At 62.8% G+C, this 12449-nt stretch carries 11 protein-coding genes; 6 read left to right on the top strand and 5 right to left on the bottom strand.

Going from position 1 to position 12449, the window contains the following annotated elements; all coding sequences use genetic code 11:
• Positions 1–62: 62 nt before the first annotated feature.
• A complete protein-coding gene (locus ACOKS3_RS19975) occupies positions 63–500 on the bottom strand; it encodes a hypothetical protein (RefSeq protein WP_103449814.1) in 438 nt (145 codons plus the stop codon).
• A 110-nt stretch (positions 501–610) separates the two neighbouring features.
• Between ACOKS3_RS19975 and ACOKS3_RS19980 the strand changes: the two genes are divergently transcribed.
• Positions 611–1051, top strand: coding sequence for a universal stress protein (locus ACOKS3_RS19980; protein WP_110631251.1), 441 nt, complete (start codon positions 611–613; stop codon positions 1049–1051).
• A gap of 52 nt (positions 1052–1103) precedes the next feature.
• Here the strand turns inward: ACOKS3_RS19980 and ACOKS3_RS19985 are convergent, their stop codons facing one another.
• Positions 1104–3032 (bottom strand): ATP-binding cassette domain-containing protein, encoded by a 1929-nt coding sequence (locus ACOKS3_RS19985; RefSeq protein ID WP_103449812.1) that lies wholly within the window; start codon positions 3030–3032, stop codon positions 1104–1106.
• 222 nt (positions 3033–3254) lie between these two features.
• Here ACOKS3_RS19985 and ACOKS3_RS19990 point away from each other — a divergent pair, with 222 nt between their 5' ends.
• Positions 3255–5183, top strand: a complete 1929-nt coding sequence (locus ACOKS3_RS19990) for a transglycosylase SLT domain-containing protein (protein ID WP_103449811.1) — start codon at positions 3255–3257, stop codon at positions 5181–5183.
• 60 nt (positions 5184–5243) lie between these two features.
• On the opposite strand, the gene ACOKS3_RS19995 is transcribed toward ACOKS3_RS19990, so the two are convergent.
• The gene (locus ACOKS3_RS19995) at positions 5244–6047 is read right to left on the bottom strand and encodes an MOSC domain-containing protein (RefSeq protein WP_103449810.1); all 804 of its coding nucleotides are present in this window, start codon (positions 6045–6047) and stop codon (positions 5244–5246) included.
• A 55-nt stretch (positions 6048–6102) separates the two neighbouring features.
• Positions 6103–7038 (bottom strand): chemotaxis protein CheV, encoded by a 936-nt coding sequence (locus ACOKS3_RS20000; RefSeq protein ID WP_027919546.1) that lies wholly within the window; start codon positions 7036–7038, stop codon positions 6103–6105.
• A 349-nt stretch (positions 7039–7387) separates the two neighbouring features.
• Between ACOKS3_RS20000 and ACOKS3_RS20005 the strand changes: the two genes are divergently transcribed.
• The 3 genes from ACOKS3_RS20005 to ACOKS3_RS20015 all read left to right on the top strand — a co-directional run bounded on the left by ACOKS3_RS20005 (position 7388) and on the right by ACOKS3_RS20015 (position 9805).
• Positions 7388–7897 (top strand): histidine kinase, encoded by a 510-nt coding sequence (locus ACOKS3_RS20005; protein ID WP_103449809.1) that lies wholly within the window; start codon positions 7388–7390, stop codon positions 7895–7897.
• A gap of 361 nt (positions 7898–8258) precedes the next feature.
• Positions 8259–9149: a sensor histidine kinase gene (locus ACOKS3_RS20010; protein WP_103466523.1), complete on the top strand. Its 891-nt coding sequence runs from the start codon at positions 8259–8261 to the stop codon at positions 9147–9149.
• Complete coding sequence (locus ACOKS3_RS20015) at positions 9146–9805, top strand: response regulator (RefSeq protein WP_103449807.1); 660 nt, start codon at positions 9146–9148, stop codon at positions 9803–9805. Before ACOKS3_RS20010 ends, ACOKS3_RS20015 begins: the two co-directional genes overlap by 4 nt.
• Here ACOKS3_RS20015 and yegS read toward each other — a convergent pair.
• Positions 9789–10676: a lipid kinase YegS gene (gene yegS / locus ACOKS3_RS20020; protein WP_103449806.1), complete on the bottom strand. Its 888-nt coding sequence runs from the start codon at positions 10674–10676 to the stop codon at positions 9789–9791. The genes ACOKS3_RS20015 and yegS overlap by 17 nt on opposite strands.
• Before the next feature lie 308 nt (positions 10677–10984).
• Here yegS and ACOKS3_RS20025 point away from each other — a divergent pair, with 308 nt between their 5' ends.
• Complete coding sequence (locus ACOKS3_RS20025) at positions 10985–12439, top strand: mannose-1-phosphate guanylyltransferase/mannose-6-phosphate isomerase (protein ID WP_422764141.1); 1455 nt, start codon at positions 10985–10987, stop codon at positions 12437–12439.
• Positions 12440–12449: the final 10 nt, after the last annotated feature.

The raw sequence follows: 12449 nt of genomic DNA on the forward strand, positions 1-12449 counted from the left end.
GCTGCAGAAACGACAAAGCGGCAACCTGGTAACTACCGGGTTGCCGCTTTGTCGTTATGCCATCAAGCGAGGGTGTCGAAGGCGTGGGCAATATCCTGCAATACAGATTCATCCCCGCGTTCGCTCCAGTACAGGGCGATCATGCGCTTGTCGGCCTCGACCTTGTAGACGGTCTCCGGCAGGCGCGCGAACACCTCGTTCAGGCGCGGCTCCTCGCACACTTCCTTCCACTGGTTCCACCAGACGCCAGGGCTGACCTGCCAGTAGCACCAGCTGTCTTCATGCCCCCGACGGCGCCCACGGTGGTACTGCGGGCACGGGCTTGGCGGCTCATTTTCCAGCCAGTGCGGCCACTGCTGCGGTGCCAGCTGCATGGCCAGGCCCATGCGCCGCGCCTCCAGGCGCAAGCTCATCTGCTGCCCCTGCTTGCGCGACAGGCGCAACCAGGAAAGCGGACTGAGCACCAGCGCAAGGATTGACACCACTAGCCATACCGTCATATCTGTAGATTCCATAAAGCGTTGCAAATGAGCGGGTTACTCAGTATTCACGGATGACCTGCCGGAAAGCGACCATACTTCTACTATCGCGATTGTCAGGAGTACAGCTCATGTCCTACGAACATCTTCTGGTCGCTGTCGACCTTACCGAAGAATGCGATCCGGTGATCAAGCGCGCCATGAAGCTCGCCGAACCCACTGGCGCCAAGGTCTCGCTGGTGCATATCGTCGAACCGATGGCCATGGCCTTTGGCGGCGACGTGCCGATGGACTTGTCGCAACTGCAACAGCAGCAGTTCGACCAGGCCAAGGAGCGCATGGACCGCCTGTTCAACAAGTACCCCGACATCAACCGTGGCGACTCGCACCTGACCTACGGCCAGCCGCGCCAGGAAATCCACCAGTTGGCCAAGGATCAGAAGTGCGACCTGATCGTGGTCGGCAGCCATGGCCGCCATGGCCTGGCATTGCTGCTGGGCTCCACCGCCAACGACGTGCTGCACGGGGCGCCGTGCGATGTGCTGGCGGTGCGACTGCAGAAGAAAGAGTGAGCAGGACCGGCCTTTTCGCGGGTTTACCCGCGAAGAGGCCGGTGAGGACTGCTCAGCCTTCCAGCTCAGCCCACCGCTCTACCAGCGCATCCAGCTCACCCTGCAGCTTCTCGATCTTGGCCAGCACTGCCGAAGTTTCGGCAATCGGCCGCTGATAGAAGCCAGCAGCGTTCACTTCTTCTTGCGCCTCGGCCATGCGCTTCTCGACCTCGTCGATCTGCCCCGGCAGCATTTCCAGCTCGCGCTGCAGCTTGTAGCTGAGCTTCTTCTTCGAAGCATCCGCCGCCGGCGCGGCTGGCGCAGGCGCTGCCACTTCCACCGGCTTTTCGACCACGGCACTGTTGAGCTCGGACTTGCCACCCTTGCTCTCGGTCACGCCGAGCAGCTTCGCCGAACCACCCTGGCGGATCCAGTCCTCGTAGCCACCGACGTACTCGCGCACCTTGCCCTCACCTTCGAACACCAGCGTGCTGGTGACGACGTTATCGAGGAAGGCCCGGTCGTGGCTGACCATCAGCACGGTGCCTTTGTAGTTGGACAGCACCTCTTCGAGCAGCTCGAGGGTTTCCACATCCAGGTCGTTGGTCGGTTCGTCGAGCACCAGCAGGTTAGCCGGCTTGCTGAACAGCTTGGCCAGCAGCAGGCGCGCACGCTCACCACCGGACAGCGCCTTGACCGGCGTGCGCGCACGCTGCGGGCTGAACAGGAAATCACCGAGGTAGCTCAGCACATGGCGGTTCTGGCCATCGATCTCGATGAAGTCGCGGCCTTCGGCGAGGTTGTCGATGACGGTCTTTTCCAGGTCGAGCTGGTGACGCATCTGGTCGAAGTAGGCCACTTCCAGCTTGGTGCCGCGCTCGACCTTGCCTGCGGTAGGCTCCAGGTCGCCGAGCATCATCTTCAGCAGGGTGGTCTTGCCGGTACCGTTGGCACCCAGCAGGCCGATACGGTCCTGGCGCTGCAGGACCATGGAGAAGTCCTTGACCAGCAGCGGGCCATCGGCGTGATGGAAGCTGACGTTCTCCAGCACCATCACCTGCTTGCCGGACTTGTCTGCCGCCTCGATCTGGATGTTCGCCTTGCCCTGGCGCTCGCGACGCTCGCCGCGCTCCACACGCAAGGCCTTGAGCGCACGCACGCGGCCTTCGTTACGGGTACGGCGGGCCTTGATGCCCTGGCGGATCCACACCTCTTCCTGGGCCAGGCGCTTGTCGAACAGCGCATTGGCCGTCTCTTCGGCGGCCAGCGCGGCCTCCTTGTGCACCAGGAAGCTGGCGTAGTCGCCATTCCAGTCGATCAGGCCGCCGCGGTCCAGTTCGAGGATGCGCGTGGCGAGGTTCTGCAGGAAGGAACGGTCGTGGGTGATGAACAGCACGGCGCCGTTGAAGCCGCGCAGGGCTTCTTCGAGCCAGGCGATGGCACCGATGTCCAGGTGGTTGGTCGGTTCGTCGAGCAGCAGCAGATCAGGCTCGGACACCAGCGCCTGGGCCAGCAGCACGCGGCGGCGCCAGCCACCGGAGAGCTCGGCCAAGGTCTTGTCCGCGGGCAACTGCAGGCGGCTCAGGGTGCTTTCCACCACCTGCTGCAGGCGCCAGCCGTCGCGGGCCTCCAGTTCGTGCTGGACGTGCATGAGTTTTTCCAGGTCGTCATCACCCTGGATGTTCTGGCTCAGGTGATGGAACTCGGCCAGCAGCTCTCCAACGCCATCCAGGCCAGCGGCGACCACATCGAACACCGTGCGCTCGTCGGCAACCGGCAGCTCTTGTGGCAGCTCACCGATCTTCAGGCCAGGGGCGCGCCAGATCTCGCCGTCGTCGCCCTTCTGCTCGCCCTTGACCAGGCGCAGCATGCTCGACTTGCCGGTGCCGTTGCGGCCGATGATGCACACCCGCTCGCCACGGGCGATCTGCCAGGACACTTTGTCCAGCAGCGGCATCGCGCCGAATGCGAGGGACACATCGCTGAATTTGAGCAGGGTCATGTTCGTCTCCAGAAAGCGGGCGCGCATTCTACCTGACTTGGCCCTTTCCGGCATTAAGTTGACTACCGCACAGGGGCTTGGCGACACCCGGTCGGCGTTAACGCCCGGTTACAAGCACAGCGCTATCACCCGCCGCCGGCAAACGGCTAAGCTAAGGCAATCAGATTTCAACAGTGCTGGCTTCGCCGTCACTTCCCCATGGTTCAACTGCCCGGACGTATCATGCGCAGCCGCCTGTTACAGATTGCTTCCTGCCTGCTGCTCACCGCCGCCACCGTCAGCGCGGCGCAGGCCACCGACCTTTCCCAGCAACGCCAGTACTACGACGAGGCCAAGCGTGCGCTGGCCAAGGGCGACAAAGGCCCTTACCTGCGCTACGCCCAGGCGCTGCGCGACTACCCGCTCACACCGTACCTGGCGTACGACGAACTGACCGCGCGTCTGAAGACTGCCAGCAACGAGGAAATCGAAGGTTTCCTGGCCAAGCACGGCGACCTGCCCCAGGCCAACTGGATGAAATTGCGTTGGCTGCGCTGGCTGGCCGAACGCGGCGAGTGGAACACCTTCGTCAAGTACTACGACCCCAAGCTCAATTTCACCGAGCTGGACTGCCTCAATGGCCAGTACCAGTTGAGCCATGGCCAGCGCGCCGAAGGCTTCGCCAGCGCCGAAAAACTGTGGAACGTCGGCAAGTCGCAACCGGCTGCCTGCGACACTCTGTTCGGCATGTGGGCCGCAGAAGGCCAGCTGACAGAAGCCAAACGCTGGAACCGCGCCAAACTGGCGGCCCAGGCGCGCAACTACGCGCTGGCAAACAACATGGTGCAAGGCCTGACTACCCTCGCACCGCAGGGCCGCTTGCTGATCGACGTGGCGCAAAAGCCCGAGCTGCTCAACCAGCCCTCGCGCTTCACCCCGGCCAACGAAGCCATGTCCGACGTGGTCAGCCTCGGCCTGCGCCGCCTGGCCCGACAGGACCCTGACCGCGCCATGGAGATGCTCGACGATTACGCCCAGCGCATGCACTTCTCGCGCGACGAGAAAGTCGCCATCGCCCGCGAGATCGGCCTGACCCTGGCCCGCCGTTACGATCCGCGCGCCCTTGACCTGATGACCCGCTACGACCCCGAGCTGCGCGACAACACGGTCAGCGAATGGCGCCTGCGCCTGCTGCTGCGCCTGGGCCGCTGGGAAGACGCCTACGAGCTGACCCGGCGCCTGCCTCAGGACCTGGCCAGCAGCAACCGCTGGAAGTACTGGCAGGCACGCAGCCTGGAGCTGGCCCAGCCGAACAACCCGCAGATTCCGTTGCTGTACAAGAACGTGGCGCGCGAGCGTGACTTCTATGGCTTCCTCGCGGCTGACCGGGCAAAAACGCCTTACCAGCTGAACAACAAGCCACTGCTGCTGAGCCCGCAACTGGTCAACAAGGTGCGCAATACCCCGGGCATCCAGCGTGCCCTGGAGTTCCACGCCCGCGGCCAGGTCGTCGAAGGCCGCCGCGAGTGGTACCACGTCAGCCGCCACTTCACCCGCGATGAAATGGTGGCCCAGGCACGCCTGGCCTACGACATGCACTGGTACTTCCCGGCCATCCGCACCATTAGCCAGGCGCAGTACTGGGACGACCTGGATATCCGCTTCCCGATGGCCTATCGCGATACCCTGGTGCGTGAAGCCAAAGTGCGTGGGCTGCACTCGAGCTGGGTATTCGCCATTACTCGCCAGGAGAGCGCCTTCATGGAGGATGCCCGCTCCAGCGTCGGTGCCAGTGGCCTGATGCAGGTGATGCCGGCCACCGCCAAGGAAACCGCACGCAAGTTCAGCATCCCGCTGGCTTCGCCGCAGCAGATGTTCAACCCGGAGAAGAACATTCAGGTCGGCGCGGCCTACCTGAGCCAGGTGCACGGCCAGTTCAACGGCAACCGGGTATTGGCGTCCGCAGCCTACAACGCAGGCCCCGGGCGCGTGCGGCAGTGGCTCAAGGGCGCCAAGCACCTGAGCTTCGACGTGTGGGTGGAATCGATCCCGTTCGACGAAACGCGCCAGTATGTGCAGAACGTGCTGTCGTATTCGGTGATCTACGGGCAGAAGCTCAATGTGCCGCAACCGCTGGTGGACTGGCATGAGCGGTATTTCGATGACATGTGATCAGGACTGAGCCGGTACTGGCCTCTTCGCGGCGGTTCGGCGCGAAGAGGCCGGCACGGGTTATTCGAGCACTTCGACTTCCATCCCCACCTCAAGCCAGCCACTGCCATCCACGGCCAGATTCTGCCCGAACAGGATATCCCCTTCCCTCTCGCGGAAAGTCTTCAGGGTCGTCAACGGCTCGCGATCGACACTACGCTCCCCGGTCGCTGGATCGAGCGTGGTGAAAATGCATCTCACGCTTGGCTTGAGCACTCGAAACTCCAGCGCACCAATGCGAATCCGCTTCCAGCCATCCTCGGCAAACGGCTCAGCACCCTGCACCACCAGGTTCGGCCGAAAGCGCAGCATTTCCATGGGGCGGCCGATCCTGTGGCTCAGATCATCCAGCGAGCCCTGGCCGATCAGCAATAACGGAAAGCCATCAGGGAACGCCGCACGGTCGCTGTTCAGGCCATAACCGTTGGGCAGGTAGCGCGCCCGCTGCTCCGGGCAATGCACCAGGCGTACCGCCTTGCCGAGCCACTGCGACAGCCAGGCAGCCACCTCGTCGCCCGCGTCGGGCACGCGCAAGGTATCGCGCCAGATGGTCACACCGCGCAGCGCATCGTCAGCAGCAGGCACCGCAACGCGCATTGGCGATTGCCCAGGCAACTCCAGTAGCAACTCGCCATCCTCGCCCGCGCGGGCCTTCAACTGGCCCAGTTGTGGCCAGGCGCGCTGGGTGAGGAAGCGTCCATTCTCTTCCTCTACCACCATCCAGCGTCGATCGCCCTGCAACCCCAGAAGGCCCACCGGCGAACCCTGCAGGCATTGCGCCTGCCCCGACTTCACCGGGTATCGATACAATTTACTGAGAAACATCCCTGCCGCCTCATACCTTGTCAAAAGCCAAGCTTATACCTGGCCAGCAGCAGGATCACGCGTTGCTGGTATCCAGCAGCAGGCGCTGCTTGACCACATCGACCAGGCGATCAGGCTGGAACTTGGAGAGGAAATTGTCGCAACCGACCTTCTTCACCATCGATTCGTTGAAGCTGCCCGACAAGGAGGTGTGCAGCACCACGTATAGCTTGCGCAGGCGCGCATCGCTGCGAATCTCGGTGGTCAGCCGATAACCGTCCATCTCTGGCATTTCCGCATCGGTGAAGACCATCAACAGTTTCTCGCAGACATCTTCCCCGGCATCAGCCCAGCCCTTGAGCAGGCGCAGGGCCTTCAGGCCATCACTGGCCACATGAAGCTTGACCCCGAGTTGCGACAGGGTATCGCGCAGCTGCGCCAGCGCCACGCTGGAGTCATCCACCAGCAGCACTTCGCGGCCACGCGCGCGCGCCAGTACCGGATCGGCCAGCTTGTCGCCGGAAACCCGGGCGTTGTAGGGCACGATCTCGGCCAGCACCTTCTCGACATCGATCACTTCGACCAGCTTGTCGTCCACCTTGGTGATAGCGGTCAGGTAATGCTGGCGCCCGGCACTGGAAGGCGGCGGCATGATGGCTTCCCAGTTCATGTTGACGATGCGATCGACGCCCCCCACCAGGAACGCCTGCACCGAGCGGTTGTACTCGGTGACGATGATGGTGCTGTCCGGCCCTGGCTGCAGGGGACGCATGCCGATCGCCTGGGACAGGTCGATCACCGGCAAGGTCTGCCCACGCAGGTTGACCACACCACAGACGAACGCGTGGCGCTGCGGCATCAGGGTCAGTTTGGGCAGTTGCAGCACTTCCTGTACCTTGAAGACGTTGATCGCGAACAACTGGCGACCGGCCAGGCGGAACATCAGGATTTCCAGACGGTTCTCACCCACCAGCTGCGTGCGTTGGTCTACCGTGTCGAGAATGCCAGCCATTGGAAAACCCCCAGGGTTGTGTCGAAAAAATGAAATGATCCGTTCTATATCGGCGCTTCCCTGCGCATCTTGATCCTTGCGAAAAAATGCTCCGCAGGGCAATTGATATCACATTAGCATCATGCTTTACTGCGACACGACCCGCTTGGATCCATTCCAGGTCAACTTGTCGCCCCCTAGGCACCATCAGGGAAACCCCTAGGAGCAATCAGGTGCAACCTGATGTTCGCGATATCCTTTAGCCATTAATGTGACGCCATTCTCACTGCATGAATGGAGTCAGGCTTTTGCTAGCGATCGACATGGCGTGGCCATCCCCTGCTCCAGCCCAACGCGCCGGAGTGTCTTGATGGACAGCAGCGTCTCTAACATCGACACCCTGCAGGACTTCCTGCTGGATGCCCAGGTCTTGTTGACCCAGTCCCAGGAATGCCTGCAGCACCTGGAACTGATCCGCAATGATCCGGACGCCTGCCAATGCCTCAACAACGCCCTCCAGACCCTGGCCCGACGCGCCGGCAACCTGGGCCTGCTCGAAGTCGCCCACTATGCAAGCGTCTTGCACCAGCTGCTTGCCCCAGCCTGCCACCAGCAGTGCCTGGACAATGCAGCCCTGCCCTCGCTGAATGCCTGCCTGACCTTGCTGGCCTGGCAACTGGAACTGGTCGACCTGCACACCGGCCGGCTCGCCCTCGATACCTGCGAGCAGGTGACGCTATTGAGCGAACTGGCAGCCGCCCTGAATCAGCCATTGCCGCAAACGTGTGCGTCTTGCAACGATAACGGCAACGACTGCGTGCATCCGTATTCAACGGTGCCTGCCAGATCACCAGCCAGCGGGTCGACGCTGCGCCACTAGACGGCTTGGCAAACGTAACTAAGCACAGGTTTGAAAACGCGAAAAGGTTCAACTTGTGATGCTCTTCACTAGTTCAGCCCCCTTTCACTTGAATGGCCTTTTGCAAGTTGAACTTGCAGCGCTAATCACCCGGTTAAGCAATGGCACTTTGATGCCTTGCAACCCTGGCGAGCCCCCTCTCCCGGGCCCGGAAATGCTGAGTTTCAAAGCATTACCAGCCGCGACCAAATTGAACCGAAGTGTTAAGATGCGCGCAAACAAATGCCGGCCGCGCGCCATTTGTTGCAAGCATAACGCCAAAGCCTCTGCCATGAGCTATGCACGGCCCCCATCAGCAAGACTTCAGTGGCTTGTCAATTTTATGTTCCCACGCTTGAAGATATCTCTGCGCTGCCGTTCACGCGCCACATTGCTGCGTTGGGCGACAGCATTGCTGTGCGTGGTGTCCCTGCTGGCCAACCTGGCCCTGTTTGGCGGCGGGAACGGCATGCCTGCCAGTCTGTTGCTCCTGCAACTGGTGGCCACGCTTGGCGTCTGCTGGCACCTGAGCCACGGTGCCAAGTCGATCAGCCTGCGCCCGGCCGAGTTGGCCGGGCGCATGCTCAAGGTCCAAGAAAGCGAGCGCCAGCACCTGAGCCGCGAACTGCATGACGACATCGGCCAGCTGCTCACCGCCGCCAAGATGCAGTTGGAATGGTTGCAACGCCGCGTACCGAACGACTTGCAAGTGCACTGTGGCAGCTTGCGCAGCACCCTCGAAGACACGCTGAGCAAGGTGCGCGACGTATCTGCCATCCTCAACCCGCGACAACTGGCCAGCCTTGGCCTCGAAGCCAGCCTGCGGGCGCACCTGGTACGCACTCTGGAAAGCACCGACGTGCACTGGAGCCTGGAATGCCATCAGCGCCTGGGCGGAATCTCCGAAGAGGTCGCCATGGCGGCGTTTCGCATCACCCAGGAGGCGGTGACCAACATGCTGCGCCATGCCCGGGCTCGCAACCTGACCATCCGCCTGCAACGCAGCGCAGCAGGGCTTGCCCTGTCGATCCAGGACGACGGCCAGGGCTTTCTCCCTGCCGCCAATCCAGCCGAGGCCGGCCAGCGCGGCATGGCCGGCATGCAGGAGCGCGCCACCGCCCTCAACGGCAGCCTGGTGATCACCAGTCAGCTGGGCCTGGGCACGACGATTGACGTGCTGTTCCCGTGGCCACCCCGTACCCATGAACGCGCCAGGACTACCGCTTCATCATGACCTGTAGATTGCTGCTGGTGGATGACCACTCGCTGATCCGTGCCGGGGTCCGTGCCCTGGTCTCCGACATCCCTGGCTACACCGTGGTCGGCGAAGCCGATGACGGCGATCAGCTGCTCGAGCACGTTCAGCAACTGGCACCCGACATCGTCCTGCTGGACATTTCCATGCGCTCGACCAGCGGCCTCGATGCCCTCACCCAGCTGCGCGCCACTGGCAACACCTGCAAGGTGCTGATCCTGTCCATGCATACCGACCCGGACCTGATCATGCGGGCACTGGAAAGTGGCGCCCACGGTTACCTGCTCAAGGATGCCACGGCGACCGAACTGGAGCAGGCCCTGGTCGCCTTGCGCAATGGCGAACGCTACCTCAGCCCGGCCATTGCCCATACGGTGATCAACCAGGCACTGATGCGTGCGCAGCACGGCAAGCCGTCTGGCGTCGACCGCCACAACCTCACCGCGCGGCAACTGGAGATCCTGCGCCTGATCGTGCGCGGCAAGTCCACCCGCGAAATCGCCGCCGGCCTGGGCCTGTCGATCAAGACCGTGGAAACCCACCGCTCGCAGATCATGAAGCGCTTGCAGATCTACGACGTGGCCGGCCTGGTGCTGTTCGCGGTGCGCGAGAAAATCATCAGCCTGGATGACTGACCAGCGGTGAGTTCAGCGGCAAGTGCAGGCGCAGCGCACCCGGCACCGCCGCAAAGCGCAGGCTGTCGGCCTGCAGGGGTTCGCCGTCGAGGTTGATGTCCAGCCCCTGCGAACAGGTTATTTCGACCCACGGCAAACGCGCCCGCACGAACAACCCCTCACCCGCCAGCAAGTCACGCAGTGCGCCGACCATTTCCTGGGGTGCCGGCAAGATGGCGATGTCGAGCTGGCCATCATCGACTTGCGCCTCCGGGCACAACACTTGCCCGCCGCCGGCCTGGCGACCATTGCCAATCCCCAGCGCCAGCAGGTCGCCCTGCCAGTCGAACCCCGGCCCCGACAGCTGGACCGAGGCGGCCTGCAACTCGCTGAAGCGCGACAGCCCGGTGAACAGGTAGGCCGCGGCGCCGAGCATTTTCTTCAGGTCTTCAGAGGTGCTGGCGGTAACCTGGCTACCGAAACCGCCCGTGGCCATGTTCAGAAACAATTGGTCGCCCACCTGGCCCAGGTCGATCGGTCGTGGCGGTAGCTCCAGCAATGCCAGGGCCTCTGCAGGTTCCAGTGAAATACCGGCGGCCCTGGCGAAGTCATTGGCTGTTCCCAGCGGCAGCAGCGCCAGGCTGGCTTCGCAACGTGCCTGGCCCATGGCCTCGGCGACATCGCGCAAGGTGCCGTCACCGCCGCCAGCGATCACCTGGCTGTACCCGGCCGCCAGTGCTTCGCCCACCAGCCGCCGGGCATCGCCGCCTTCCCAGGTCACCCGTACATCCAGCGTCCAGCCACGCTCGCGCATGGCTGAAACTGCCTGGCGTACCGCTTCGTTCATGGCCTGCTTGCCATGCAGGATCAAGATTGCCTTGCGCTGTGGCATCGCGTGTCTCCGTGGCGATCGTTCGGTCCAGATCTCGACCACAAACAGGGCCGAAATGCTGCACGGCGCAGGAAAATCTGCTCTAGGTCGCGCATTGACTGAGTGCGGAGTCGAGCAAAAAAACTGTCAGATTCACCTAAATATCATTGAAAGCATTTCTGATCGGGCGCATGATCGACAAAAATTTGGCCTTCATGGAAGAAGCTTTAGTGAAAAGTCGGTTTTTTGACTTTTCCGCCAAAACCGTGACAGGTCGCGAAGTTCCCCTTCACTGCGCTGTAACCAGCGCCATGAGTCGAGGCTGTGAAATGAGCGTTCTGATCCCCTGCATCATCGCCGGCGGTGCCGGCACCCGCCTGTGGCCGGTTTCTCGCGAAGCCATGCCCAAACCCTTCATGCGCTTGCCCGATGGCCAGAGCCTGCTGCAGACAACCTTCATCCGCGCTGCGGCGCTACCGGGCGTCGAGCGGATCCTGACGGTGACCAACCGCGAAGTGTTCTTCCGTACCCAGGACGAATACCGCCAGGTAAACCCCGACAACCTTGCCCTCGACTACCTGCTGGAAACCAACGGCCGCAACACCGCACCCGCGATCGCTGCAGCCGCGCTGCACTGCGCCAGGCATTATGGCCCCGACAGCGTGCTGCTGGTGTTGCCGGCCGACCACCTGATCCAGGACGCCGAGGCCTTCGCCACCGCCGTCGAGCACGCCCGGCAACTGGCCAACGATGGCTGGCTGGCCACCTTCGGCCTGCTGCCCAGCCGCGCCGAAACCGGCTTCGGTTACATCGAGCAAGGCGAGGCAATCGGCAAGCATGCGCATAAGGTCGCCTGCTTCGTCGAGAAGCCCGATGCCCTCACCGCCCGCCGCTACCTCGAAGGCGGCCGCCACCTGTGGAATGCCGGCATGTTCTGCTTGCGTGCAGGCACCGTACTCGCCGAACTGCAGGCGCATGCCCCTGAACTGCTAGCCTGCGTGACCTGCTGCCTGGAGCAGAGCGCGACCAAGCAGGGCGACAAGGCACGGCAGGTAGAACTGGACCCAGACAGCTTCGCCCTGGCCGAGGACATCTCCATCGACTACGCCTTGATGGAGCGGTCCGACAAGGTTGCCGTGGTGCCTTGCGAACTGGGCTGGAGCGATATCGGCAGCTGGGAGGCGGTGCGCGAACTGCGCCACACCGACGACGACGGCAACCACTGCAACGGTGAAGCGGTGCTGCACGACGTGACCAACTGCTACATCGACTCACCAAAGCGCCTGGTCGGCGCCGTCGGCCTGGACAACCTGATCGTCATCGACACCCCTGATGCATTGCTGATCGCCGACGCCGCGCGCAGCCAGGAGGTCAAGGTGATTGCCCAGCAGCTCAAGCATCAGGGCCATGAAGCCTACCGCCTGCACCGCACCGTCACCCGCCCCTGGGGCACGTACACCGTGCTTGAGGAAGGCCCGCGCTTCAAGATCAAGCGGATCATGGTGCGCCCTGGCGAATCGCTGTCACTGCAGATGCACCATCACCGCAGCGAGCACTGGATCATCGTCAGCGGCATGGCCTGCGTGACCAACGGCGAAGAAGAGTTTCTACTCGACACCAACGAGTCGACCTTCATCAAACCCGGCCGCACTCACCGCCTGACCAACCCCGGCGTGATCGACCTGGTGATGATCGAAGTCCAGAGCGGCGAGTACCTGGGCGAAGATGACATCGTGCGCTTTACTGATATTTACGGACGCGTCCCGGCGGCAGCCATCGGCTGAAGGCTGGCGG

It is taken from the genome of Pseudomonas sp. HS6-2, assembly GCF_049325675.2.
In the GTDB taxonomy this organism is placed as follows: Bacteria; Pseudomonadota; Gammaproteobacteria; order Pseudomonadales; family Pseudomonadaceae; genus Aquipseudomonas; species Aquipseudomonas putida_N.

What these genes read in the sequence shown, in the direction of transcription:
- ACOKS3_RS19995 (WP_103449810.1), bottom strand. Translation starts at nt 6,047, where the DNA reads ATGTTTCTCAGTAAATTGTATCGATACCCGGTGAAGTCGGGGCAGGCG.
- ACOKS3_RS20010 (WP_103466523.1), top strand. Translation starts at nt 8,259, where the DNA reads ATGTTCCCACGCTTGAAGATATCTCTGCGCTGCCGTTCACGCGCCACA.
- yegS (WP_103449806.1), bottom strand. Translation starts at nt 10,676, where the DNA reads ATGCCACAGCGCAAGGCAATCTTGATCCTGCATGGCAAGCAGGCCATG.
- ACOKS3_RS19975 (WP_103449814.1), bottom strand. Translation starts at nt 500, where the DNA reads ATGACGGTATGGCTAGTGGTGTCAATCCTTGCGCTGGTGCTCAGTCCG.
- ACOKS3_RS19980 (WP_110631251.1), top strand. Translation starts at nt 611, where the DNA reads ATGTCCTACGAACATCTTCTGGTCGCTGTCGACCTTACCGAAGAATGC.
- ACOKS3_RS20025 (WP_422764141.1), top strand. Translation starts at nt 10,985, where the DNA reads ATGAGCGTTCTGATCCCCTGCATCATCGCCGGCGGTGCCGGCACCCGC.
- ACOKS3_RS19985 (WP_103449812.1), bottom strand. Translation starts at nt 3,032, where the DNA reads ATGACCCTGCTCAAATTCAGCGATGTGTCCCTCGCATTCGGCGCGATG.
- ACOKS3_RS19990 (WP_103449811.1), top strand. Translation starts at nt 3,255, where the DNA reads ATGCGCAGCCGCCTGTTACAGATTGCTTCCTGCCTGCTGCTCACCGCC.
- ACOKS3_RS20015 (WP_103449807.1), top strand. Translation starts at nt 9,146, where the DNA reads ATGACCTGTAGATTGCTGCTGGTGGATGACCACTCGCTGATCCGTGCC.
- ACOKS3_RS20005 (WP_103449809.1), top strand. Translation starts at nt 7,388, where the DNA reads ATGGACAGCAGCGTCTCTAACATCGACACCCTGCAGGACTTCCTGCTG.
- ACOKS3_RS20000 (WP_027919546.1), bottom strand. Translation starts at nt 7,038, where the DNA reads ATGGCTGGCATTCTCGACACGGTAGACCAACGCACGCAGCTGGTGGGT.